The sequence below is a fragment of the Caballeronia sp. GAWG1-1 genome (assembly GCF_023631465.1).
GTDB lineage: Bacteria > Pseudomonadota > Gammaproteobacteria > Burkholderiales > Burkholderiaceae > Caballeronia.
Window position 1 is genome coordinate 212,535 of record NZ_JALQDB010000034.1, and the last position, 25,427, is coordinate 237,961.

The window sequence follows — 25,427 nt, forward strand, 5'->3', positions numbered from 1 at the left end:
CATTTCCCTCCTCAAAGTTCAAACACCGGAACGCGCGCGAGCACGGCCCGGGCTTCTGGTTCCACTACGGTAAGTGTAATGGTTTTGAGGCGCGACTTGACTGTGCATATCCGCCATTTCCCCTGCCACACACTCAAATCGAGGAGAGAAAAGGCGACGCGGCAGGGCTTTTGCGGCTCGATCTGCTCAAGGCGCAGCGGAGTTGAAGTCCCCGGCGTTCACGGGTTCGACCGCGCGTGCGCTTCGCCCGAGCATGAATGCAGCGCGGCGCAGGAACGATGGCGCGCCTTGCGCCGCCATGATTTCGAGGGTGGGTAATTCGGGCGTTTCTAAAACCGGCTGAGATTGCGCCTGTATTTTTTCAGGCGCTGGCGCTTTGACGTTCAAGAGCGCTTCACGCGCATTTGCGCAATGCACGTTCAGCAAGCGACGCATTTCCGGATTTTCGATGAGTGCTTGCGCCGTCGCGAGACCGCGCTCGAATTGCAGCGCATAAGCGATATCGGCGAAATTCTCGTATTGACCGCTATCGGCCAATTCGAACGCCAATTGCTGGGTGCGCTGGCGCTTCCATGCTTCGAGATCGTCTTGGCCCGTACTCACATTGGCCTCTTCTTGGCGATGAGGTGGCAATGATGTTAGCCCGAGACCCGCGCGTTTGCGTTGTCCCGCCACAACAAGCAGACAAAAAGTCGGACGATAAGTGCTTGCCTTCCATGACTTCCTTAGCAATAGCCAAAGATATTCTTAAGCGTGACTTTCGAGCGAACGAGCGTTCTTGCTAAAGAATCGCTAAGGAAATTACCAGGCACCGGCAAACGCCTCTATAGCGCGATTGAATGCGGCCGGGCTTGCCACGTTCATTCCGTGCGATGCCCCGGCAATAGTTTGCCGATCCGCGAATTCAATCCAGTCCGCCAGCTTGTCGACGTTATTGCGGAACATGCGCGGGCTCTTTTGTCCGTCTATCAGCAAAGTGCGGCACTTGATATCGCGCGCGGCGTCGCGGGTATAAGCGGGCAAGGGATCGCGAAGTTGCTTCGGCACCGTAAGCGCGTTGTCTATCGCCATCCGTCGAAAAGCCGGCGTGCTCTTTTGCCAGAAGCCGGCATGCTGACCGAGTCGACGAACAGTTCCAGCCCCGGCTCGATTTCGCCCATTTCGATGAGTTCCGCCACGCGCGTGCGCAAGGCGTTGGTCGCGGGCGGCAAGCTGGCGGCCGCAGACTGCGGCGAAACCTGGAGCGGTCCGCCCGGGTCCGCGAGCGTGAGCGTCTTCACGAGACGCGGATGTTCCCTTGCGAGATGAAACGCGACGCACCCGCCGCGCGAATGCCCGACCAGATGCACGGGTGCAATGTCGAGCGCCTCGGTAAATTCCGCCATCTCCGCGACATGCGCTTCCCAGCTGAATTCGCCCTGCACGAAGGCATCGACGGCGGGCCAGTAGTGGCTGAGACTCGGCGCGATGCAACGAAACTGCCTGGCAAGCGGCAGAATCTGCGCGCTCCAGTAGCGGTAATCGCAGAGCGAACCATGCACGAACAGGAGCGGCTCGCCTTCGCCGCAATCCACGTAAGGCACGGAAATGCCGGACGCGGTCGTCGCAAAAGACGCTTCCGGCAAGGCTTGCAAGGCGGACAGTACGGCGGGATCGGTACGGGCGTTCATTGATTCGCTCCTTTTCCGCACTATGCCGTCCGCCAATTTAAAAGAAAATCGCATAATATTGATAACATCGTTCAGATTTTCTGATACCAAGTCGTCACACAGGCATGAAAGCACTCGACCTCGATGTCCTTTCCATGATCGTCGCCGTCGCGGACACGGGCAACATCAGCCGCGCGGCGGAACTCGTGCATCGCTCGCAATCGGCCGTCAGCATGCAGATCAAGACGCTCGAAACCGCGCTTGGCAAGGCGCTGTTCGTGCGCAAACCGCGCAGCGTGACGCCCACGCAAGACGGCGAAGTGTTACTGACCTACGCGCGCCGCATGCTCGCCTTGCGCGATGAAGCATGGGCCGCCGTCGTGCGGCCGGACGTGACGGGGCGCGTGGTGATCGGCGTACCGGACGACTACGCGTCGTCGCTGTTTCCGCCCATCCTCAAGAAGTTTTCGGCGACCTTTCCCAAGGTCGAGATTCAGGTGGTCGGCTTGCCGAGCGTGGCGCTTGCGCCGATGCTGAAAGACGGCTCGGTCGATCTGGTCTGCGCCACGCGCGTGAAAGGTCTGAGCGGCGAATTCCTGCGTCATGAGCCGATGGCCTGGGCCGCCGCGCCCGGCGCCACGGAAATCTGGCGCGAACGTCCCTTGCCCATTGCCGTGTTCCTGCCGGGCAGCGTGGCGCGCGAGAACGCCATACGCAGCCTGGAACGCGCGCGTATCGGCTATCGCACGTCGTACGAGAGCCCGAGTCTGCTCGGTCTCCTGACGATGGCCGAAGCCGGTCTTGCCGTCACGCCGCTTGCCAAGTGCGCTGTCCCCGCGCATTTCACGCTACTCGGTCAGGCGCAAGGGCTGCCGGAAATCGCCGCGCTCGAAGTGGTGCTGGCGCGCAGCGCGGCATCCAAACGGCCGCCTTGCGACTTCCTGGCCGAACGCATCATGGCCGAGCTGCGCCGTTGAGTGCGGCTTGGATGGCGCTGATCCTGCGTTCGGCCCACACCTTCAGGAGCCCATTCGATGCAACCAGAGGCATCGACGCCGCCATGATGCGATAGACATCGTTGCGGCGCACCTTGGTAATGCGCTCCGGGTCGAGCCATGCGTCGTTACGTTCCAGCAACACCAGCGTTTCCAGCCCGATCATGATCGGCCACAGGCACGCGAGCCGTAGCCGAATGGCGCTCGATGGAATCGCCATCGTGTAGGCCAGCGCGTCGCGATAGAGCGCGATGGTGGTTTGCAACAGCTCGTCTTGCACGGGACGCGCTTTATCGGATGCCTCGGGCGCGAGCAGTTCTCGTGGCGCGATGCCATGACGCGCCAGCATCGACGAAGGCAGATAGCAACGCCCGATACGCAGATCGCGCGCGCAATCGCGCAGCACGTTGGTCATCTGCAGCGCCTTGCCGAAGCGCACGCCGCGCGCAAGCATGACATCCGGCGCGGCCTTGAGCGTGCCCGGCATATGCGCGTAGGTCATCTTCGTCCAGAACTCGCCCACGCAGCCCGCGACGAGATAGGTGTAGCGGTCCAGTTCGTCGAATTCACCGAGCGCCGCGATCTCGCCCGAGGTTTCATCCGGGAACGTGCGCAGATCGAACTCCATGCCCGTTGTGAGCGTGGTCACGATATCGCGCACGGCATCGCGGTCGGCCTTGCTCAATTGCGGCAGGATGGCAAGCGCTCCGCCGAGCGATTCGAGCAGCGCGCGTTCATCCGCTTGCGCTTGCTGGCCCGCTACTTCGCCGGCTATGCGAGCCAGCGCGCCATCGTCCGGTGCGCCGTTGACTTGCGCGCGCAACGACAGCAGCAATTCCAGACGAAGTTGCGGCGCGATGAGCGACGTATCCGCGATGGTATCGGCGGCGCGCGCAAGCAGATACGCCAGCGCGACGGGGTCGCGCATGCCCGCCGGAAGAATCCGCAGCGTCAGATAGAACGAGCGCGAAACGCTCTTGAGAAGCGGGCCGAGGAGGACTGCCCGGGTCGATTGATTCATGAGTGGGATCAGAGAGCGCTCAAGCAGGCGAGAGCGCATTGTATCCGGCTCAACGGTGCCGCTTGTGCCTTCGCCTCTTTGCGCGATGATGCAAGGGAATGGCGACGGCATCATGCGCCGATACACGCTCGATCACCACTTGCGCCGTGCCCGCGTGTTGCAGGCCGAGCAATACCGCCGCCGCAAACGAAAGATCGATCACGCGGCCCTTCTGGTAGGGGCCGCGGTCGTTGATGCGCACGACGACCGACCGCGTCTTCGCGGCATTGCTGACGCGCACGTAAGTGCCGAGCGGCAGCGTGAGATGCGCGGCCGTGAGCGCGTTCATGTCGTAAGCCTCGCCGCTCGCGGTGGGGCGGCCTTGGAAAGCGTCGGCGTAATAGCTGGCCATGCCGATCTGGAAGGCATATGCCTTCTTGGCGTGCACATGCTTCGTGTGCGACACGGCCTTGTGTAAAGCATGATGCTTGCGTGCTGGCTTGACTGGCCGATGTGAAGTCCATCCGCACAGCAACACGCAAGCGCCGATGGACACGATCCAGGCCAATAGCCGGCGCGCATGAAATGCGCGGACCTGCATGGGCGATCTACTCCATGAGTTACCGATTCGTGGATCGGATCGCCCTTAACGCCCTCTGCTTTTTAGCGTTGACCTGCCTTCCTTGGATATGACGCTTCTTTACAGGACTACGTTTGCCTTACGATGATCATGATTCGTCATTCGAACTATTTCCAATCACAGCGAATCCTGTAGCGATTCCGCATGCGTCATCGGTTCGTCCTTTGTTTGCGGCATGAGCGCCCATACCGCCGCACGCAGATACGCCTCAAAGTCTCCGCGCACTTCAGGATGTTGCAAGGCCAGTTGTACCGTCGCCTTGAGATACCCGAGCTTGCTGCCGCAGTCGAAACGCGTGCCGTAGTAGCGATACGCCAGCACCTGTTCGACCGCGAGCAAGGAGCCGATGGCATCGGTTAGCTGAATCTCGCCGCCCGCGTTGGGCTTCGTCTTGCGCAGATGATCGAAGATGCTCGGCATCAGCACGTAACGCCCGACCACGCCGAGATTGGAAGGCGCAAGCGCGGGCTGCGGCTTCTCGACGACACCCGACAACTTGATGACGTCCTCTTCCCATTCGCGGCCTTCGATCACGCCATACGACGCGCTTTCCTCGCGCGCGATGCGTTCCACACCGATCACCGAGCTGTGATAGTGGTCGAATACATCGACGAGTTGCTTCATGACAGGCTCGGCGCCGTGCAGCAGATCGTCGGCCAGGATGACGGCGAATGGTTCACCGCCGACGAGCCGTTCCGCGCATAGCACCGCATGACCCAAGCCCAGCGCGGCCGGCTGGCGCACGTAGAAACAATCCACGTTGGCGGGCTTGATGCTGCGTACCGCATCGAGCAGAACCGCCTTGTTGCGCGCTTCCAGTTCCGCTTCGAGCTCATATGATTTGTCGAAGTGATCCTCGATTGCGCGCTTGCCCCGACCCGTGACGAAGATCATCTCCGTCATGCCCGCAGCAATGGCTTCTTCCACCGCGTATTGAATGAGCGGCTTATCGACCACTGGCAGCATTTCCTTCGGACTCGCCTTGGTGGCTGGCAAAAAACGTGTGCCGAGACCTGCGACTGGAAATACGGCCTTGGTCACTTTAAGCATGACTGCTCCTCCAGATCGAAACCGGAAAATTGATGTTGTCCCCGCGCTAATCTCTCGTTAATTCGCCCGCACTTGCGGCAGGCTCTTGGCGTTGCGCACGTTACTCCGCTTCCTCCATCTGCGATGCCTGCGCATTGTTGGAGCCCTTCTTGCGGAAGGGATCGAGAGGGTCGTTGCGCAACGCGTCGCGGTACGCGGACGCCGCCACGAGTACCAGCAGCACGGCTATGCCGGCGACTGTATGCATATCCATGATCGACACCCATTCGCCTGTAGATGAGGGCTCACCGTAGCAGAAAAAAATCGATAAATAATTCGCCCGCTTTAAGCCCTTACGCTGCGCGTTCTCTTAAGAAATGCGCCGAATTTTTTGCTTAGGCATGAATTTCTTGCTGCTCTAACATGGGCCGATCCCTTCGGCTCCTTAAGGTTTAGCGATGAGCGACTCCCCGGCCTTCGACGAAAGCGGCATGGCGCTGCGCACTTCCGCGCGCAATTCGAACGCTATCGCCGACGATAAAGACGTCGCGATCAACGCATGGCGTGGTGTCGCCGCGTTGCTGGTCGCGTACTTTCATTGCAGGCAGGTTACGTGGGTCGGCATGCAGCAGTTTCATCGCGCTTCGCCCGCGTTCGACCTCAACGCGGTCGTCAGTTACCTCACGTTCCCTGTCGCCTGGGGATCGGCCGGTGTGCCGATTTTCTTCATCATCAGCGGCTATTGCATTCATCGCGCGATGGCGCGGCGCCTGAATGCCGACCCGCGCGCGCCGTTCGACGGCTTGAATTTTCTGGTACGGCGGTTCGTGCGGATCTATCCGGTTCTGATTGCCGCGCTGGTCCTGACGTTCGTGCTGGATTCGCTTAGCGTCGGCTTTGATCCGGTCAGCCGCAAGATCAATCCCTTCGATCTTCATGCTTTCCTCATCAATCTCTTTTCCTTGCAGGGAATCGCGGGCAAGACGTTCGGCTCCAATGGCGCCTTATGGACGCTCTCCGTCGAGGTGCAGTTCTACCTCGTATATCCGCTCGTGATTGCATTGCGGAGGCGAATCGGAATGCCGGCGGTCGTCGGCCTTGTCGCTGTCGTCAACATCGTGTCGGCGCTCGTCTTCGAGCGCCAGCAGATCGTGATCTTCACGTCCTACTGGCTTTCATGGATGCTTGGAGCATGGATCGCCGAAGCGAAAGCGCGCAACGTGCGCGCACCGAGGCGCTCGGGAGTCGTGGCGGTTGGCATCGCACTATGCGGATGCGCTGCCTTCGGGCTTGCGCAATATCTGGCGTTTCAGCTTTGGGCGCTGGCGTTTGCCGTTTATTTGTTTGGCGCGCTAGATCGGCCCATGCGGGAAGGCGGCCCAGTGCGCGTGTTTTCCGTGCTCGGCGAGTTCAGCTTCTCGCTTTACGTCGTGCATCTGCCCATTTTCGTGCTGCTTGGGTCCGTGCTTTTTCATTCGGTCTTGCAAACGGGCATCTGGGCCTCGTTTGCTTTTACCGCCATTGCAGTTGTGGTTGCCGCAGCGTTCTATGCGCTTGTCGAGCGACCCGCCATGGCCTGGGCCGCAAGATTGAAACCTGCGAAGACACGCGTTCGCATTGCGCGTTGATAAAGCGCCAATAAAAAAGCCGCCTCGAAAGGCGGCTTGATCGAAGTTCGAGTACCTCAGCTACGCTCGCGCTTCTTCGCCTTTGCCGCCACGTCTCCGAGGATTCTCTCGACGCTCTCGACATATCGCTCGGTCCCGAATCTTTTCGTTGCGTGTACGAAGCCGCTTTCGGTCAGACGGTCACGAAGCGGTGAATCGCCCTTAAGGCGATTCAGTATGCGCGCCAGTTCGGCGGCATCCCCGGGAGCGCAGAGCAGGCCGTTCTCGCCATCGTCGACGATATCCGTCACGCCGCCCGCACGCGTCGCAACAACGGGCCGTTTCGACAACATGCCTTCGATGATCACGCGGCCAAACGGCTCCGGCATGATCGACGTATGCGTGACCACATCGACCGCTTTCATGCACGCGGCAATGTCATCCTGAAAGCCGAGAAAATGCACGCGGTCCGCAAGCCCGTGTTCGAGTACGAAAGCACGCAGCTCGGCCTCGTACTCGTGTTCTCCAAAAAGCGCCGCGCCAACCAGAACGGCATGCATCTCCGTGCATTCGCGCAACGCTTCGAGCAGTACATGCTGACCCTTCCAGCGTGCAAGACGGCTAAAGCATCCGACGAGAAACGCATCTTGCGGCAAGCCGAACCGTGCTCGCAACTCATGCTGCGCCACCGTTTCGATGCTAGTGAAAGGCTCCGCCGATATGCCGTTGAACACGACATCGAGCCGCTCCTCGCGCAAACGCGTGAGCGCCGTGACCGCGGCCGCCGATGCCGTCGAATTGGCGATGACATGCTCGAGCATGAGCTTGGTGCACCACTTGATGATGGAAAGCTGCGTGCGCCCGAAGTGGTCCTCGCTCACGATATCGCGCAGATGCCACACCACGGGGCGCCGCGAGATTAGGCCGGCGATGGCGCCGATCACCATCGCGCGCTGCGTGTTGACGTAGATGACATCGGCATTGCGCGACTTTTCGAGCGTGCCGCGCAGGAGCTTGACGACGCCGCCCACCACGCCCGCGCCAGGACGCGTCATGCCGTCCTTGCGAACATTGCCGAGCGCTTTGCCGTCGAGCACGTCTACCTTGATGCCCACCGCTTCCAGCGCAATGCGAAACGGACCATCGTCGAAGAGAACCGTCTGCACGTCGCCACGCATGTTCTTCACCACTTCGAGCATGGAGAGTTCCGCGCCGCCGAGCGAGCCGCTTTGATCCACGGCAAGCACGCGCAAATCGCTCTTTTCTTCGACCTGAACTTCGGGCTCTGCCGGCAGCGGAGGAAGAACGAAGCGCGGCGCCACGCGTGCGACATGCGCATGGAACTGTTCCCTGAAACGCGCGTTGGAAAAGCGCTCTGCGTTCTTGCGACAGTCGGCTGGCTTGAACGTCACCGTGCCGTCTTCGAAGGCCTCGACAGCATCCACGATGGCGTCCGCCGACTGCTCCTGAAAGAACATGCCCGTGGGCTCAGCCTCCGACGCATCGCGCACGGTTTCCAATGCGCCGCCCTTGCCATAGGCAATCACTGGCGTGCCGCACGCTTGCGCTTCGACCACCGAGATGCCGAAGTCTTCTTCCGCCGCGAAGACGAACGCTTTCGCGCGGCGCATCTTTTCGTGCAGCACGGAGAACGGCTGATACCCCATGATGCGCACGTTGGGCTTAGCCTTCGCACGAATCTTCGCCATGTCCGGGCCCTCGCCGATCACGACGAGCTTGCGCTCAGGCATCTGCGCGAACGCCTCGACGATCAGATCGATCTTCTTATACGGCACCATGCGCGACGCCGTTAAATAAAAATCGTCCTTTTCCTCGCACACGTTGAACGCGGCGACATCGACAGGAGGAAAGATCACTTGCGACGAACGCCGATAAACCTTGTGGATTCGCCGCGCAATGAAAGCCGAATTAGCGATGAAATGATTCACCGAATTCGAGGTACGTATGTCCCAGCTGCGCATGTAATGCAGCGCCATGCGTACGATCAGCGACTTCATGCCCGCAGTGAGATTCGACTGCTTGAGATACTGATGTTGCAGGTCCCATGCGTAGCGTATGGGCGAATGCACGTAACTGACGTGCACCTGATCGGGTCCTGTCAACACACCCTTCGCTACCGCATGGCTGCTCGACAGAATGAGGTCGTAGCCGGACACGTCAAGCTGTTCTATCGCGAGCGGCATGAGCGGCAAATATGCGCGATAGCGCTTCTTCGCGATGGGCAACTTCTGGATGAACGAGGTCTTCGCCTGCTTGCCGCGCAAGAACGCTCTGTCTTCGAGAAAGTCGACGACGCTGAAAATATCCGCGTCCGGAAAGCACGCGATCATCTGTTCCAGCACACGCTCCGCGCCAGCGTAGGTCACGAGCCAGTCATGCACGATAGCAATACGCGGTACACCGTTCGCACGCGCGATACTGCGCTCGCGACGCGGCACAGGCGTCATGGCTGGCGCCGGCTCGTGCAGGAAATGACGCGCTTTCGCGGTCCCCATGAACGCGTCTTCGATATTTGTTTTCATGCGTCACTCCTAGCCTTCAACGGTAAATGATTGCGCCTTCCAAAACGCGCGCCGGCCTTGCTTAGCACTGCAAGCAAAAGCGCACGCAAGGCCGGCCGCGTCACCACGGACCATCCCGCATCGACGAGTGCGAGCAAGGCGGCTGCGGATATTGCATAGAGCGGATGCGCCAGGGCATCGATCAGATAGCCAAGCACCAGCCCCGCGAGCAGAAACGCGAGATGGGCAAGCATGTCGAGCGCAATCGGGGTTGCGCGCACACGGGTCAGCCACAAGAGCACCGCATAGTCCGCAAGCGCTCGCAGGGCAACCACGCTTGCGGCGCCAACCGGTCCGTATCGTTGAATGCCGAACCATAGGAGCGCCACGAAGAACGGCAACTGGAAGAGTCCTGCACGTGCAGCCGAAGCGGGGTTGATCTGCGACTGAATGAGGATGCGCGTGACGCTCGCCTGACCGACGAGCCATACGCCGATCACGAGAATGCGGCCTACCGGCGCGCTTGCGATGGCGAGGTCAGCGCCGATCCACACATGCAGGAACGGTTCGAGCACGAGCATCGCGAAGATCGCAAGCGGCGTAAACACGCCATTGAGGAATTCGAGCGATGTCGCGGCCATCTTGCCGGCGTCGCTGCGATCGATCGATGAAAGGCGCGGAAACAGCGTGCGCACCATCGCGTTGGGCAGCATGTTGAGACGCGTGACGAGGTTCTGCGGCACCGTGTAATACGTGACGAAACGCGCGCCGAGATGCGCGCCGAGCAGAACGCGATCGAGCGAATCGGTGAGCATGGAGGTCATCGTTGAGACCAGCATCCAGCCGCCGAAGCGAAAGAGCCCGCCCATAACGGCACGCTTCGGCCAATCGATGCGGCGTATCGCCAGCAGCTTCAGACTCGCTCTTCCAAGCAGAATGGCCGCAAGCAATCTCGCGACGACCGCGGCAGCTAGCACCGTTTGCAGATTGGCCGCGATGAACCACGCAGCACCGAGCGGCAGCAACTGGAACAGGAAAGTGCCGAAGGTCTGATTGGCGTTATAGATGCCGAAGCGTTCCATCGCGTTGATCGCGCCAGCAAAAACCCACGACACATTGGCAATGGGAATGGCGAGCGCGAGAAACGGCAACGCGCGATAAACCTCATGCTGCAAGGCCGGTGCGGAGTGCGCCACATACGCCGTATAGAGAAACGCGCCGAAGTAGATGGCGAGGCCGCCTGCCACGCCCGTCGCGAAGTTGAGCCACACCGCGCTCCAGAAGACCTGCGCGCGCTGTGCCATATCCCCGGCCGCATGCGCTTTCGCTATCTGATGTTGCGCGGCCATGCTCATGCCGAGATCGAGAATCCCGAAGTAGCCGATCAGCGTCCATACGAGACTGATCACGCCATAACGCTCCACGCCTACGAGGTGGATATAGGCAGGTACCGTTGCAAGCGATACGAATGTCGGCAGGATCAACCCGACGAAGTTGATGCCGACGTTCCTGACCATGCTCTTTTCCATCGGTTCCTCGCGACTTCATGTGCCGGGTTTCCAGCGGTACATCATCACCTTGCCTCGTGCGTCTTCCTCGACGAACACCAGGTACTCGCCATCGCCGCGCTTATAGGCGCTCACGCCATTGGGTACGTCCACCCAGCCCGACGCATGACCGACTTCCGCCCCCGGCTTGATTACGCCTACCTCTTTGCCGGAGTCCTTGTCGAACACGTGCACGTCGCCAACAGGCTCGACCGCGAACACGTATTGCCCTTCGACGGTCACACCAATCACGGTCGATAGCGGCTTCTTCTGCGTATCCCACGGCAAGTCGATTGCATAGCGTTGATGCGGGCCGTCGGACCAGTGGTCGTAGCGCACGAGGCGCTTGCCGACCTCTTTCCAATAGCGCTTGTCGTAAGGCGCGTCCGCTGTATAACCGGTGACATAGAGCGTGTCGCTTGCCGCGTCGTAGATCGCGCGGCGCAATTCGGTGAACGGCGCGGGAACGGGATACGTCTCGATGTTTTCGTAGTCGTAGACAGGATTGCCTTGCTTGTCGAGGCCGCCATAGCGCAGGCGATAAATGCCCTTCACGTCGCTCGTACGCCAGATGTCACCTTTGATATCGACCCACCAGCCCCAGCCGCCCGTCATGCGCGCAGTGCCCGGATTACGCTTGAATTCGCTTTCGTCGAAGCGGCCGTTGCCATTGCTATCGCGCCAAATCCACTCGCCGCCTTCGGGGCGGTTCGGCACGTTCTGCACGGGGCGTGGTCTTCCCGCGATAAAGCCCGAGGGAATTGCCAGCTCGCCGTCATGCTTCGCATCGAAGCGATAGATCTTCATGTGATCCGCATACATGTCGGTCAGATACAGGAACGCGCGGCCATCGAGTTTTCTTGCGATAGGCATGCCCGGCCATTGATCGACGTGGAACACCGGATCGTCGGGATACTTGAAGCGGCCCGACAGAAAGCCCGCGTATTTCCAGTCCTGTCCCGCAGGCTTTGACAGATCCAGCTCGAACCGCTTGTTGCCGGTAAAGACGCTATTGGGGCGGCCCGGATCGATCCACGCGCCATCGACGAAAAGAAGCCCTTGCGTCTGCCAACGCAACGCGCCATTGGCGGCATAGCTTTCCAGCGTCGCGCCAAGACCGGCGCCCGTCGAACCCGTGCGTGGCCCTATTCCGTTCGTCGACACGTAGACGTTGCCAGCGGCATCGACACCCACGCCTGTCAGGCCATTGAAGCGACGCGGGCCCGGCGTTCCCGCAACGCCGGAGAAGATGCCGCCGCGCTCGCCCAACGCGCCAGCTTCGTGATAAGCATTCGCCTTGCGTATAAAGAACAACACTTGCTGACGCGGCCCGTTATCGGCTACAAGCAGACGCCCTTCTCTGTCGATGGCGATATCCACCGCGCTGCTATCGGCATTCAAGCGCGGCGCATCGTCCAATAACGCGCCCGATGCGGCGTAATGCGCGATGCGCGGATGATCGTCGTTGCTCTCCACGATCGCCCATAAGGAACCATCCGCCGACAGCGCGATTTTCCCCGGCTGCGGCGCGCTCCATTGCGCTTCTTTTTGCATCGACTGTGCGTCATAGACTTCGATGCGATTCAGCGCCGTGTTCGCCACATAAAGCCTTGTTTCGCTTGCAGCAAGACCGCTTACGTCCTGTCGTGCGTCGTTCGACTCGTTGATCGTGAGGAAGCTGCGCGCCAGCGTGGCGCGCGGGTCCTTTTCGTCCAATGCACTCGCACCGAAAGGCACGGGACGCTTGACGTCGTTGATATCGCGACGCGATACGCCCCACCACTGCTTGCCCCCAGGCGGCCACACGCCTTGCTTGACGAGCCGGCCTCGTTCGTTACCTACGCCGACGGCGACAAATACATAGCGCGAATTCACTGCAACGGCATTGCCGCCGGAAGCGCCCCATCCATGCGTGCCGCCGGCGTAACTCGACATGCGGCCATCGCGATACACGCTCGCTTCCGCGCCGCTTTCGTCCCACGGCGCATTGGTGAACACGCGGCCATCGGGCGCAACGGCAATCGCCGTGATGTTGATCTGCGTCCATGTGCCGTCGCCAAAGCCCGACGTATTGCCTATCCACGATGTCTTTGCATCGAGCACGGGCGGCGTCGCGAATGCGCCAGCCGCCACGCACGCGAGCGGCAAACAGATCAGCTTGCAAACGGAAGTGAAGAACGAATTACGCCGCAACGGGGCCTCCGATAAAACTGCGTGCACGCCGGTGCGCTCGATGCATCGGGACGTCGTCTGGTCGCATCAACGAGAAGAGTCGCGGTCCGACGCTTTGCAGGTTAGAGGCCAAATAAAGCTAAAAAAACGAAAAATATTCGTCTGCTAAATGGCGTTCGCATGGCTTAAGAAACGTCTTTTCCTAAGCGCCGAATAGCGCGCTCATTAAAAATTGCTAAAAGTTTTTTTCCGATTTCTTTTGCCTAGAATCGCCTCATGACATCACCGAAGAGGTAACACCATGGCCACGCAGAACAAGGCGATCATCACCGGAGTATCGGGGCAGGACGGCGCGTATCTTGCCAAGCTGCTGCTCGACAAGGGTTACGAAGTGGTCGGTACGTATCGGCGCACGAGCTCGGTGAATTTCTGGCGTATCGCGGAACTCGGTATAGACCGGCATCCGAAGCTCAAGCTGGTTGAGCACGATCTGACCGATCTCGGTTCGAACCTGCGTCTGCTCGAATCCGCCGAAGCAAGCGAACTCTATAACCTCGCGGCGCAAAGCTTCGTGGGCGTCTCCTTCGATCAGCCTTCGACGACCGCGGGCGTCACGGGCTTAGGCGCACTCAATCTGCTCGAAGCCGTGCGCGTGATCGATCCGACGATCCGCTATTACCAGGCATCGACATCGGAGATGTTCGGCAAGGTGCAGGCGATTCCGCAATCGGAGGAGACACCCTTTTATCCGCGTAGCCCATATGGTGTGGCCAAGCTGTTCGCTCATTGGACGACGATCAATTATCGCGAGTCGTACAACATCTTCGGATGCAGCGGCATCTTGTTCAATCACGAATCGCCGTTGCGTGGCCGTGAATTCGTCACGCGCAAGATAACGGATACGGTTGCAAAAATAAAGCTCGGCAAGGAAGAGTTGCTCGAGCTTGGCAATCTCGACGCAAAGCGCGACTGGGGCTTTGCCGCCGAATACGTGGAAGGCATGTGGCGCATGCTGCAGGCGAGCGAGCCCGATACTTATGTGCTCGCCACCAATCGCACGGAGACGGTACGCGACTTCGTGCGCATGGCATTTGCCGCAGCGGGTTATCAACTTGAATGGGCCGGTAAAGGCGAGCGCGAACGCGGTATCGACATATCGACGGGACGCACGCTGGTGCGCGTGAACCCGAAGTTCTATCGTCCGGCGGAAGTGGATTTGTTGATTGGCAGCGCGGACAAGGCACGCGAAAAGCTAGGCTGGCGTCCCACGACCACGCTCGAAGCGCTCTGCCAGATGATGGTGGAAGCGGACCTGAAGCGTAACGAATTGCAGCCTACCTTCTGAACGCCCATGCCTCGTCGCGCACTCATAACCGGGCTCTCCGGCTTCACGGGCCGCCACATGGCGGCGCATTTGATGAACGCAGGCTACGACGTCTGGGGCACCACGTCCGCTTCGCCGGAAGCCGATGTCCCCAATGTCGTCGGCCTGCCCGTCGATCTGCTCGACGCTGACGCCCTCAAGTCATTCGTCGCCGATGCGCGGCCCGATGTCGTCGTGCACCTGGCGGGCGCGGCGCATGTCACGGGCAACACGCCGAGCACGACTTATCTCGTGAATATCGTCGGCACGCGTAACCTGCTTGCCGCGCTCGCCACGCTCGACCGCAAGCCGCGCGCGGTCTTGCTTGCAAGCACGGCCAATGTGTATGGCAACGCAGCGGTGGAAGTGATCGATGAAGATGTCGATATCAAGCCCGCCAACGACTATGCGGTCAGCAAGCTCGCGATGGAACAGGCTTCGCGGCTATGGATGGACCGGTTGCCGATCTTGTTCGTGCGGCCGTTCAACTATACGGGCGTGGGCCAAAGCGAAGACTATGTGTTGCCGAAGATCGTCGGGCACTACGCACGGCATGAAGCGCGCATCTCGCTCGGCAATCTGAATGTGTCGCGCGACTTCTCCGATGTACGGGACGTGGTGGCCGCCTATGCGAAATTGCTCGAAGCGGCGCCTGCGGGTGAGACGTTCAATATCTGCTCCGGGCGTAGTCATTCGCTTGGCGAGGTGCTTGAAATGCTTGCGCGCATAGCCGGCTACAAGATCGATGTATTCGTCGATCCGCGTTTCTTGAGACGCAATGAGATTGCGCGGCTCGTCGGGTCCAATCGCAAGTTGCGGCGGGTGATCGGGCAAGTGCCGGCTACACCGATCGATCGCACGTTGGAGTGGATGTACGAGTATATGAGCGCGCGAGTAGCGGTCTGATTTGCGCTTGAGCGTCGATTAAAAGCGCTTCGGCGGTTATCCGCGGAAGCGCTTTATCGTTTTTCAATGCACCGGTCCCGCTTCAATCGCTTCCTCATAAACCGCAGCCACGCGCCGCGCAATCACGCCGCGATCGAAATGTTCCCACGCGTAACGCCTGCAATCCGCCTCGTTCGGGAGATCGAGCGATCCATCGAACGCGGCGATCAGTCCATCGGCGATAGCATCCGCGCCGGTCGATGCCAGCACGAGGTCCTCGGATAGTCCACGTACCGCTTCTGGCAAGCCACCAACCGGCGTAACCAGCACCGGCGTTCCCGAAGCCAGGGATTCCACGGTAATCAAGCCAAAGCCTTCCAGCGCGACTGTCGGCACGATACTCACATCGGCGGAACGATAAAGCGCGGCGAGCTGCTCATCGGGCACGAAGCCGAGCAGGCGCACGCTATCCTGCAAGCCCGCTGCATCGATACGCTGCTGCAACTCGTCCGCAAGCCTGCCTTTGCCCGCGATCAGCAGTAGCACATCGGGGATCTTGGCTTTCACGCGCGTCATCGCGTCGATCAGCGATTCGAGTCCCATGCGCCGCACGAGCCGCCGCACCGCGAGCACGATCGGTCTTCCCACTGGCAATTGCAGACGCCTGCGCGCTTCGGTGCGCGTCATCTTAAGGTCGAATTGCGCAACGTCCACGCAGCCCGGCACCACGCGAATGCGCTCTTCCGGCACGCCATAGCGCGTGCTCAAAATCTGCCCGAACGCTTCCGACAAGACGATCAGCCGCGAGGAACGCGCATACACGCGCCGCTCCAGCATGAATTTCGCGCGCTGCCCGAACGAGTCTGCGCCTTCCACATGACTCTCATCCGCCCAAGGCCCCTGAAAATGCGATACCTGCGCGATGCCGCGCGTCACATCGAGACCAGGAAACGTATAAAGCGCGAAGTGCGAGGAGACGACATCGGGACGCTCACTCTTCAAGGTATCGCGCAATGCGTTGCGTGCATTCATCAGGCGTCGCGGCAACGACTGCGCGGCGGGACCGAAGCCGCGAATCGCGCCGCCCGTATCGACAGCCACGCGAGGCGAGCCCGCGACCACGCCGCGCACTTCGACGCCCGCTGCGGGCAGCGCACCGACCAGCGTGTAATACATGCGATCGAGTCCGCCCGCGCGCTCGGGGAACCAATGCATACCGATTTGCAGGGACTTGATAGTGTGCGTGCTCATGTGTGGGTCCAAGGTCGGGTTAGTCTCGGGATAAGCTCGGGATAATCTCGGGTTGAGCGGTCAGACGCCTGTTTGCGCGGAGGTTGCAGCAAGCGGGGCAGGTGAACGCTCACGCTGCGCGAAGCTGCGATAAAGGTCGAGGTAACGACGCGCCATGCGCGCCCAGTTGAAATTGGTCGCGAGTTGCGTCGCCGCTTCGCCCATTTCGGCGCGACGTGCGGGCGAATGCGCCAACGTATCGATGGCGCGTGCGAGTGCCAGTTCATCGTCGGGATCGTCGAGCACGATGCCGCACGTGTCGCCTATGATCTCCGCGCCACCAGCCGTTTGCGCCGTCACCACGGGAAGACCCGCTGCAAGCGCTTCGAGCAGCGAAAGACTCATGGCTTCATAACGCGAGGGAAACACGAAGACATCGACGGAATGCATCAAGGTCGGCATGTCCTTGACGAGCCCGAGAAAATGCACGCGGTCCGCAATGCCGAGAATGCGCGCCTGCTCCGGATAAGGACTGCCCGGCAGATAACCCGCCACGACGAGCTGCACGCTACGCGGCAGACCCACCAGCGCTTGCAGCACCGTTTGAAGGTTTTTACGCGGCGTGCGCAAGTCGCCGACGAAGAGCAACAGGCATGCGTCATCGGGGAGACTGAACATCGCGCGGTTCTTGCTCGCATGCGAGAACGCGGCCGTGTCCACGCCGTTATAAACCACTTCGACACGATTTCGCTCTATACCGCCCGCGCGTATCTCCTCGGCCACTTTCTCCGATACCGCCGCGATCACACGCGAGCGTCGATAAGCCCATCCTTCGAGCCACGCATTCATGCGGCTATAGATCACCTGATACGCCGACCAGACACCTCCGCTCAAGCGAAACGGATAATACGGGCTACGCGTCCAGCCGCCATGGACGAAGTGCGCGGTGTTCACGTCGGCCCTTGCCCACGTGATGAAGCCATTCACGTGCAGGACATCGTATTCATCGCGGTGCGTGCGCAACCACCAGGCGCTCTTGATGGCGAAGACCTGTTGTTTGAGCAGCCGCGTCGGCCAATAGCGGCCCGCTGTCACGCGCACCCAGCGCAATCGCGGGTTTTGCAGCAGTTCGGGCGCGACATGCGACGCAATCAGCGTCACGTCATGCCCTTCCGCGAGCGCCGCGCGTGCAATCTCGTAGTTGACGCGCCCCTGGCCGTCGTTATGACGCACGACGTGCGTGACGATCGCGATCTTCATCGGCTTGACCTCGTGATGGAAGGAGAAAACGTGGCGCGCCGGCGCGTGAGCTTGGCATGATGGCGCGCGGCGATGATCGAAAAGAGACTCATGAACAGCAACGATCCGCCCGTGCTGACGAAGGTGTTCGCGAACACGAGAATGCCGACCATCGAAAATGAAAGACTCAGGCATGCTTGCGCGAACTTGTCGTCGCGCAGGGAAAATGAAGCGCGTAACGCACGCACGAGCAAGAGGCCCACGCCCGCGACATACATCAATCCTCCGGGCCAGCCGAGCACGAACGGCACGTTCATGAGGCCGCTATCGAAGCTGCCGTATTTGCCAAGATCACCGTTTGCGCTCGCGAGTTTCGTCGAGGTTCCGGTAGCGCCAAAACCTTCGCCGGTGACATCGGTGAAAGCGGTCACCATGAAGTTCGCATAGAACTCGTTGCGTGCGGCGTAGCTGCTGTCGTCGCTCAGGTTGGTCATGGTCTGCAGACGCGTGCCCAGACGGTCGGCAATCGGGCCGACGGTCATCAAAGGGATCGAGATTCCGACGAGCACGATGGCGCCAAGCAGTATCCGCAAGCGCACGCGGTTGCTTGCCTTGATGAGCTGCAACACCATCGAGATGATCCATCCGCCCCACGCCGAGCGCACGAGCGAAAGACCGAACGATACGAAGCCGAGACCGCCCGCGATCCATTTGACGCGCTGCGTGCCCGCCATCACGAAGGTCAGCGCGGCCATGACCACGAGCGCAAACGGCCCTGACGAGTTCATCGTGCTGAATACACGCACGCCGAGCGGCACCGGTTCGCCTTGCGAGTTCATCTGCGAGCCGATCATCCACATGGCGTCCCACGGCGGCATGACGAAGAATTGCACGATGCCGTATGCGCCCATGATGAAGAGGCCCCACACGAACGTATCGAGCATGACCTTGCGATACTTCGGATACTCGTGCGCATTCACGAGAATGTGAAAGCCGATCAGCACCGGATAAAGCCAGTTCGCGAGGTCGTAAGTCGCGGCCATCGGCCCGCTCGCGGCCACGCCGATGAGATACGCATACGCAATACCGAGCAGCATCAGCAGCACCGGCAGGCCGCGCCGTTGCGCAAGCACGCGATATTGCCGCAAGAGCGTGATGCCGCAGATCATCGTGACGACGAGTGGCGCAATCTGAATGAGACTCGTCGGCGTGAAGCCGCCCTTGCCCCAGTCCGCGAGACGCCGCACTTCGGGGCTCAGAAACCAGACCCACCACATGAAGCCCACATAACGCGCAGGGCTCTTGAAGTAGAGCCATAGCGCGGCAAGCGTGGCCATCAACGGGAAGGCGAGCGTGAGCACGGTGCCTTGCTTGGCGAGCACGAGCAGCGTCGTCAAGCCCCAGACGATGGCTTGCGCGGTCCACTCCGGTGCGCCCTTGCGCGTGTGCGTCGAGTCCTCGCCGACCTTGCCGATGCGACCGGCGAGATCGCGTGGGGCGCGTGGGGAATGAGGAAGCGTGGGCGCGGTCATCGCATCAACTCGTGCGGTGCGTCGGTTGTGAACGCGTATGCATGTTGCGTCCGAACGAAGGACGCAGCGCCTCGCGCGTAATCCTCACGTGCTGCAGCGCGAATTCCCGCGTGGTGTAGTCCTGCTCGATGAAATGCCGCAGCGCCGCTTGTGCGCGATGAAGCGCAAGCGCCGGGTTCGAGCGCATGTCATCGAGCGCGCGGCGCATGGCAGCGGAATCGTGCGCGGGCACATAGGCGACATGTCCTGCGCCGAAGTAGTCGCGCAGGCCACCGACATCGGTGACGATCACGGGCTTGCCAAGCGCGATGGCTTCGAGCAGCACCGTCAGCCCCGAGGCATGCGTATTCGCGCGCAATGGCACGACGATCACGTCGGCCCAATCGTAGACCTCGCGGGCGGCCTTGAGACCGATTGCAGGCGCCACATGAACATTCGATGCGCGCAAGGCCGCCGGCACCCGGCGACGCGTTGCAATTCGCACTTCATAACGCGCGTCGTTACGAAACGCGGCGGCAAGCGTCGGCCAGTCGCGGTCACGGTCATTGCCAATTGCGCCGATGCGCACCGGCGCGTGCGGCGTCCATTCGCGCGGCGCTTGCACCGTGAAGTCCTGCATGTTCAAACCATAGAAGACTTGGGTCGCTTCACGGTCGAAGTATTCGCGCACCAGCGCTGCATTCACGCTGGAATGCGTGGTGAGAATATCGGCCCGGTCGATCAGCTTGCGATACACCCAGCGACGTAACGCGCCATAACCCCCCCACTTGTCGAGCAACCAGATCGACTGCGCGAGCAAGAGCGGCGAGCCTGGCGATTCCTTGCGCCGGCCTTTGAGAAGCAGCAACAGCGCGACCGAAAGATGCTCGTGCTCCGTATGCGTCCATACGACATCCGAGGACAAGATGTCATCGCGATTGCGCCACGTATGAATGAAGTCGAACCCTACGATCGCCTTCAGCGCGCGCCGCAAGATGCGCATCGGCTTACCTTCGGCGGCATCGCGTGAATAGGAAAGCACGAACTCCGGCGATTCGGCATGGTGATAGCCGTAGAGGCAGCCGATCTTGTCGCCGGAACGGTAGTGCCGTGGGTCCGCGCCATGAAAGAGATGCACGTGCACGTGAGTCATAGCGTCCTCGCGGCATGAATGGATTGCGTGGCGTCATCGCGCGAATGTCGTGCATCGCGGCGCGCTTCATATGCGCCTCGTCGGACCGCGCGCCAGCGTTGCCATGCGCGCGGCAATCCGAAACGCGCGGCAGCAAGCGCGTGCAGCGCACCCGGATACACGCGCGTACCGATCAACGCATACCAAAGCCACGCGACCTCGCGATTGAACGATGCCAGTTGTTCGCTCAGGATCAGATGGAAGTTGTAGGCCGCGTCCTTTAATGCGTTGAGCGTTTGCGCGTCGCGGCGGTCATCGTCGAAACGTTCTGCCGGGAAGTGATCCACCGCGATCAGCGGGTCGTACATCACATGCCATCCCGCGCGCTCCACGCTCATGCTGAACGCCATGTCGTTATGCACTTGCGCGCCCGCGCCGCGCAAACGCGTATCGAAGCGCAGCATCGCCACGGCCACGCGCCGATAGCTCATGTTCGCGCCCTTCAGCATGCGTACACGGCGCGCCGCGCCCACGCCGAGATGATGATTGCCGACAATGCGCCCCGTGCGCCGGATCACGCCCACCTCCTCGCGCGACGCATCCAGCACGCGGCCTTTCTCGTGCACCCAGTCGCGTCCGCCGATTGCGCCGAGCCGCGTATCGCGCGCGAATGCCGTGACGATGCGCGCGGTCCAGTCGGGGCGCGGCGCCGCATCGTCGTCCGTGATGGCGATGATGTCGCCCTGCGCGGCCTCCAGCCCGCGATTGAGTGCGGCGACCTGGCCGCCCGCGCCGGTATCGATCACGCGCAACGTAAAGCCGTTCGCGCTTTTCATCTCGATCGCGAGACGTCGCGCGGTCGCATCGTCTTCCGGACGCGCAATGACCAGCACTTCATCGGGCAAATGCGTCTGCGCGCGCAATGCGGCAAGACAGCGCTTAAGGTCCGCCGGGCGCCGATAAGTCGGCACCACCACGGAAACTTTCAGAGTCATGGCTCGTTCCTCTCGAATCGACTTCATGCGCTCAAATATTCTTCCGTGCTCGCGTAATGCGAGCGCCCGTAGCCGCGTGCCCGCAATGGCGTGCCATTGAGAATCGCGCCCTGCACCGCGATGCCCGCCGTGCGCAAACGGCGCGTGGCTTCGCTGATCTCCGCTTCGTTATGTGCGCCGGAGCGCAGCACGAGGAAGTTGGCGCCCGCGAGCTTGCCGACGATCAGCGCATCCGTGACTGCGAGCACCGGCGGCGTATCGACGATGATTGCGTCGTACGCGCGGCTCAGGCCATCGAGATACTGCTGAAGACGCGGCGACATCAATAGCTCCGAAGGATTCTCCGGACGCTTGCCTGCGGCAAGAAACCCGAGCGATGGAATGCGCGTCGTGCGTATCGCTTCTTCGAGCCCGATGTTCCCCGCAAGCAACTCGGCAAGACCCGGCACGCGTTCGCCGTCGAAGGAACGTTCGAGCTTGCCGCGTCGCATGTCGGCGTCGATCAGCAAGACTTTCTTGCCGGTCGCCGCGAGCAGCACGGCAAGATTCACCGCCAGAAAGCTCTTGCCGACGCCTGCTGCTGGCCCCGTGAACATGACGACGCGATTGCGCGATTCCATCAACGCGAATTGAATCGACGTGCGCAGGCTGCGCATGATCTCGACGGTGACATCGTTCGGACGCATGGTCGCGAGGATCGGCGTCTCGCGCAGACGATCGCCACGGTTCTGATAGCGGCGCGCGTCGGTATCGAACTTGATCTGTTCCGCGCTTTGCGGCACGAGGCCGAAGATAGGCAATGCAGCGACACGTTCGAGTCTTTCCGGATCGTCGATGCCCTTGAAGATCGCGCGCCGCGCAAACACGAAACCCGTGCCGAGGATCAAGCCGAGAATCACGGCCGCCGACATGATGAGTACTTTCTTCGGCTTGACCGGATCGCCCGGACGCAGCGCGGCATCCACGATATGCACGTTGCCGCCCGTTCCCGCGCGCTGCACGGACAATTCCTGCACACGATTGAGCAGGAGCACGTAGATGTCTTCGGCCACTTTTGCATCGCGCTGCAAGGCGACCGCCTTCACTTCGGATTGCGGCAGATCGCGAAAACGCGATGCATAACGTTCGCGTTGCACTTCGAGTTGCGAGAGCTGATCGCGCGCGGTCTGCAACGCGGGATGCGCGTTACCGTAACGCTGCTCGAGCGACGAAATCTGCAAACGTAGCGCGGAAATCTGCGCTTCATAGTTGATGCTGCCTTCGAGATAGACCTTGGCTTCGTCGCTTGCGTTGATGACGCCCGCCTGTCTTTGATACTCGGTCAAAGCCGCTTCCGCGCGCTGAAGATCGGACTTCAGACGCGGCTCTTCGCTGCGCAGGAATTCGAGCATCTTGCTGGCGTCGGCCTGCTTACTCTCGATATGCTGACGCAGATAAGACTGCGCAAGCGCATTGGCGATTTCCGCCGCCTTGTCCGGATTCTGATTTTCGAGCGATATCTGAATCACGCCGGTTTGCTTGCCTTGCTCCGTCACCGTGATACCCGATTGAAACGCGCCGATGGCGCTCAGGTCGTTCGCGCGCATTACCTTGAACTGCGTGCCGGGGCGCGCCACGAGCTTCGTCACCAGCAGCGTCACGCCATTGCCGCTTGCGCTTGCGCCGGCCCTGCCTTGCAAGAGCGCATGACCGTCCGGATCGACGAGCGAAAAACGTTCATCGCCGAGTGCGGTGAGGATCAGGTCCTTGCCTTCGTAGCGCGGCTCGACATCGACGGAATCGACGTCGATCACCTCGCCGCCCCATGCGTATTTCGTCATGCCGAACCAAGGTTTCGCGGGCTGGCCGGGCGTCGCGAACCGCGCCGCGATGCTGCCGAAAAACGGCATCGTCATGGGCGATACCGCGAAGTTCAGCTTGCATTGATCGACCACCGGCGCGACCACGCCACGGCTCTTGATGATCTCTATTTCCGCATCCGTCGGCAGCGCGCTCGATCCGCTGTTGATGGCCTGACCCGTCTGCGTCTGCGTCAGCGCTTGCGACGTGTTGTCGTTGGTCTCGACGCGCACGTGCGCGTCGGCGGAGTAGATGGGCCGCGCGAGATAGCAGTACACAGCCGCCGCCGCGATGACGAAAGCAGCGACGCCGATCAGCCACCAGATATCGTCGATCACGGCCTGGATCAGATTGCCGAGGACCACGTCCTCTTCGTCCGGCTTTTGCAAATAAGGATGAGCTTGCATATCCACGATTCGACTCCCGCCACGGGTATGGTTGAAACGCTCAGCGCGTCAGTTGCTTCAGGTAGAAGATCGTCTGCAGCGTCGGCAGCACCTGATTGATCAGGCGATTGAACTGCACCGCGCCAGCCGTTCCGACATAGACCACGTCTTGCGGACGAAGCTGAAACTGCGTCGACAGCAAGAGCGAATCCGGTTGCGACATGTCCAGGCGATAGATATCCGGCTGCGAAGGATTCGCACGCACGCCGCGCACGACATAAATCTGGCGCACGTTGGCGTCGGTATCGAGCACGCCGCCCGCTTGCGTGAGCGCATCCGCAATCGATGCACGGCCGCGCACCATGTTCACCGGCATCGGCGTCTTCACTTCACCCATCACGAAGATGCGGCTGTCGTAGCGGTCCGGGATGTTGAGGATGTCGCCCGATTGCAGCATGACGTTCTGCGAGACATCGCCGCGATCGAGCATGCCGTTTGCATCGAGTACATAGAGCTTGCCGCCGCGCGTGAGGCGCACGCGCTGCAGGTCGGCTTCTGTCGTCGTGCCGCCAGAACGCGTGATGGCATCGACGAGCGTGAGCGGTACATCGCTCACGGCGAGCGGACCCGGCGTCTTCACTTCGCCCGTCACCGCGATCTTTTGACTGCGATAGGCCAGCACGCGCACATCGAGCTGCGGGTTCTTGATATACGGCGAGAGCTTGGCCGCAAGTTCGTCGCGAATCTCGCCGACGGTCTTGCCCGCCACACGCGTCTTGCCGATGAACGGAAAGAAGATGTAGCCGTCCGCGGAGACCGTCTGACCGTATGGATCGGCCTGTCCCGGCAAAGCCTGCGTATAAGGCTGCGCCAGCGCGCCCGCGACGGTTTGCGTGGTGTTGCCGCCCATCGACAGGGTGCTGCCTTGCGGCGTCGTCAGTTCGGGGTGATCCCAGAGCGTTACGCCTAGAATGTCCTGCGGCGCCACGCGATAAACGTATTGCGATTCGTCGGCGAAGCGCGCGGGCGGCAAGGGTTGCGCGACTTCTGGCGCGGTCATTTCCTCTGCGACGACTTGCGCCGTGATCAGACGCACGGGATAGGTCGCGGTCGGCGTGGGGTCATTGTCCTGCAGACGCGATGTGTTCAGGAAGTTTCCCGGTGTGGCGGCACATCCGGCAATAAAGGCCGACAAAAAGGTCGTCAGCAAAATCGAGTACTTAGACAAGCGCGAAATCAGCATATTTTGTTTAGCCATCCAAGGACCAGACGTTCGATGAGTCCGAAACTCTCCCGATAAGCGGCTTCATGGCCGCCATACGGGTCTGTCACCTCCGAGTCTTCCCACTTGCCTAAGAGATGCACCTTGCCGCGCGTCGTGGGCGCGAGTCGTGAAATCGCATCGATCTGTTTGCGCTCGGGCACGAGGATCAATTCGGCATCGCGCGCCATTTGACGATTGAAGCGGCGCGAGCGATGCCCCGACGAATCCAGCCCGAGTTCGGCGAGCAGACGCTGCATGGTCGGGTCGATGTCGTCGCCTTCATGCGCATAGAGACCCGCCGAACGGAACTCGATCGGACGGCCACCGCACCGCGCGAGATGCGCACGAAAGAGCGCTTCGGCGGCGGGGCTTCTGCAGATGTTGGCGTGACAAACGATCAATACGCTTCCGAACATGCGCGC

The 25,427-nt window shown here is 61.0% G+C and carries 20 protein-coding genes and 1 pseudogene; 4 read left to right on the plus strand and 17 right to left on the minus strand.

Translation table 11 applies throughout. The features are described 5' to 3' along the window. Nucleotides 1–186: 186 nt before the first annotated feature. Entirely contained in the window at nucleotides 187–603 is a 417-nt protein-coding gene (locus NCT03_RS24270) for a hypothetical protein (protein ID WP_250494207.1), read from the minus strand. A 198-nt stretch (nucleotides 604–801) separates the two neighbouring features. Continuing rightward, nucleotides 802–1,670, minus strand: a pseudogene (locus NCT03_RS24275) (alpha/beta fold hydrolase). A gap of 104 nt (nucleotides 1,671–1,774) precedes the next feature. On the opposite strand from NCT03_RS24275, the gene NCT03_RS24280 reads away from it, so the two are divergent. After that, a complete protein-coding gene (locus tag NCT03_RS24280; protein ID WP_250494208.1) occupies nucleotides 1,775–2,626 on the plus strand; it encodes a LysR family transcriptional regulator in 852 nt (283 codons plus the stop codon). On the opposite strand, the gene NCT03_RS24285 is transcribed toward NCT03_RS24280, so the two are convergent. From NCT03_RS24285 to NCT03_RS24300, 4 genes are all read right to left on the minus strand, one after another. Further along, nucleotides 2,604–3,665, minus strand: coding sequence for a phytoene/squalene synthase family protein (locus tag NCT03_RS24285; protein WP_250494209.1), 1,062 nt, complete (start codon nucleotides 3,663–3,665; stop codon nucleotides 2,604–2,606). The genes NCT03_RS24280 and NCT03_RS24285 overlap by 23 nt on opposite strands. A gap of 49 nt (nucleotides 3,666–3,714) precedes the next feature. Then, complete coding sequence (locus NCT03_RS24290) at nucleotides 3,715–4,245, minus strand: septal ring lytic transglycosylase RlpA family protein (protein WP_250494210.1); 531 nt, start codon at nucleotides 4,243–4,245, stop codon at nucleotides 3,715–3,717. Nucleotides 4,246–4,401: 156 nt separating this feature from the next. Continuing rightward, a complete protein-coding gene (gene galU, locus NCT03_RS24295) occupies nucleotides 4,402–5,334 on the minus strand; it encodes a UTP--glucose-1-phosphate uridylyltransferase GalU (RefSeq protein WP_244829987.1) in 933 nt (310 codons plus the stop codon). A 100-nt stretch (nucleotides 5,335–5,434) separates the two neighbouring features. Next, the gene (locus NCT03_RS24300) at nucleotides 5,435–5,587 is read right to left on the minus strand and encodes a hypothetical protein (RefSeq protein WP_250494211.1); all 153 of its coding nucleotides are present in this window, start codon (nucleotides 5,585–5,587) and stop codon (nucleotides 5,435–5,437) included. Between the two features lie 217 nt (nucleotides 5,588–5,804). Between NCT03_RS24300 and NCT03_RS24305 the strand changes: the two genes are divergently transcribed. Beyond that, nucleotides 5,805–6,941: an acyltransferase family protein gene (locus NCT03_RS24305; protein WP_250494259.1), complete on the plus strand. Its 1,137-nt coding sequence runs from the start codon at nucleotides 5,805–5,807 to the stop codon at nucleotides 6,939–6,941. 56 nt (nucleotides 6,942–6,997) lie between these two features. Here NCT03_RS24305 and NCT03_RS24310 read toward each other — a convergent pair whose 3' ends face one another. The 3 genes from NCT03_RS24310 to NCT03_RS24320 are packed head-to-tail and all read right to left on the minus strand — an operon-like array spanning nucleotide 6,998 to nucleotide 13,182. Continuing rightward, on the minus strand, nucleotides 6,998–9,436 hold the full coding sequence (locus tag NCT03_RS24310; protein ID WP_502800413.1) for a glycosyltransferase family 4 protein: 2,439 nt from the start codon (nucleotides 9,434–9,436) through the stop codon (nucleotides 6,998–7,000). 23 nt (nucleotides 9,437–9,459) lie between these two features. Next, nucleotides 9,460–10,971 carry an oligosaccharide flippase family protein gene (locus NCT03_RS24315; protein ID WP_250494213.1) on the minus strand — a complete coding sequence of 504 codons (1,512 nt, stop codon included), beginning with the start codon at nucleotides 10,969–10,971 and terminating at the stop codon, nucleotides 9,460–9,462. Nucleotides 10,972–10,986: 15 nt separating this feature from the next. Beyond that, nucleotides 10,987–13,182 carry an NHL repeat-containing protein gene (locus NCT03_RS24320; RefSeq protein ID WP_502800412.1) on the minus strand — a complete coding sequence of 732 codons (2,196 nt, stop codon included), beginning with the start codon at nucleotides 13,180–13,182 and terminating at the stop codon, nucleotides 10,987–10,989. A gap of 280 nt (nucleotides 13,183–13,462) precedes the next feature. Here NCT03_RS24320 and gmd point away from each other — a divergent pair, with 280 nt between their 5' ends. After that, entirely contained in the window at nucleotides 13,463–14,506 is a 1,044-nt protein-coding gene (gene gmd / locus NCT03_RS24325) for a GDP-mannose 4,6-dehydratase (RefSeq protein ID WP_250494214.1), read from the plus strand. A gap of 6 nt (nucleotides 14,507–14,512) precedes the next feature. Next, entirely contained in the window at nucleotides 14,513–15,430 is a 918-nt protein-coding gene (locus tag NCT03_RS24330) for a GDP-mannose 4,6-dehydratase (protein ID WP_250494215.1), read from the plus strand. A 63-nt stretch (nucleotides 15,431–15,493) separates the two neighbouring features. Here NCT03_RS24330 and NCT03_RS24335 read toward each other — a convergent pair whose 3' ends face one another. From NCT03_RS24335 to NCT03_RS24370, 8 genes are read right to left on the minus strand one after another with little or no spacing between them, the layout of a single operon-like run. After that, a complete protein-coding gene (locus NCT03_RS24335; protein ID WP_250494216.1) occupies nucleotides 15,494–16,660 on the minus strand; it encodes a glycosyltransferase family 4 protein in 1,167 nt (388 codons plus the stop codon). Between the two features lie 60 nt (nucleotides 16,661–16,720). After that, entirely contained in the window at nucleotides 16,721–17,899 is a 1,179-nt protein-coding gene (locus NCT03_RS24340) for a glycosyltransferase family 4 protein (RefSeq protein WP_250494217.1), read from the minus strand. Further along, nucleotides 17,896–19,410: a glucose-6-phosphate isomerase gene (locus NCT03_RS24345; RefSeq protein ID WP_250494218.1), complete on the minus strand. Its 1,515-nt coding sequence runs from the start codon at nucleotides 19,408–19,410 to the stop codon at nucleotides 17,896–17,898. Before NCT03_RS24345 ends, NCT03_RS24340 begins: the two co-directional genes overlap by 4 nt. Before the next feature lie 4 nt (nucleotides 19,411–19,414). Beyond that, nucleotides 19,415–20,542 (minus strand): glycosyltransferase, encoded by a 1,128-nt coding sequence (locus NCT03_RS24350; RefSeq protein ID WP_250494219.1) that lies wholly within the window; start codon nucleotides 20,540–20,542, stop codon nucleotides 19,415–19,417. Next, nucleotides 20,539–21,510: a glycosyltransferase family 2 protein gene (locus tag NCT03_RS24355; protein ID WP_250494261.1), complete on the minus strand. Its 972-nt coding sequence runs from the start codon at nucleotides 21,508–21,510 to the stop codon at nucleotides 20,539–20,541. The genes NCT03_RS24350 and NCT03_RS24355 overlap by 4 nt, the downstream gene beginning before the upstream one ends. Before the next feature lie 29 nt (nucleotides 21,511–21,539). Then, nucleotides 21,540–23,771 (minus strand): polysaccharide biosynthesis tyrosine autokinase, encoded by a 2,232-nt coding sequence (locus NCT03_RS24360; protein WP_404989410.1) that lies wholly within the window; start codon nucleotides 23,769–23,771, stop codon nucleotides 21,540–21,542. 31 nt (nucleotides 23,772–23,802) lie between these two features. After that, entirely contained in the window at nucleotides 23,803–24,999 is a 1,197-nt protein-coding gene (locus NCT03_RS24365; RefSeq protein WP_250494220.1) for a polysaccharide biosynthesis/export family protein, read from the minus strand. Next, a complete protein-coding gene (locus NCT03_RS24370; protein WP_250494221.1) occupies nucleotides 24,978–25,421 on the minus strand; it encodes a low molecular weight protein-tyrosine-phosphatase in 444 nt (147 codons plus the stop codon). The genes NCT03_RS24365 and NCT03_RS24370 overlap by 22 nt, the downstream gene beginning before the upstream one ends. Nucleotides 25,422–25,427 lie beyond the last annotated feature (6 nt).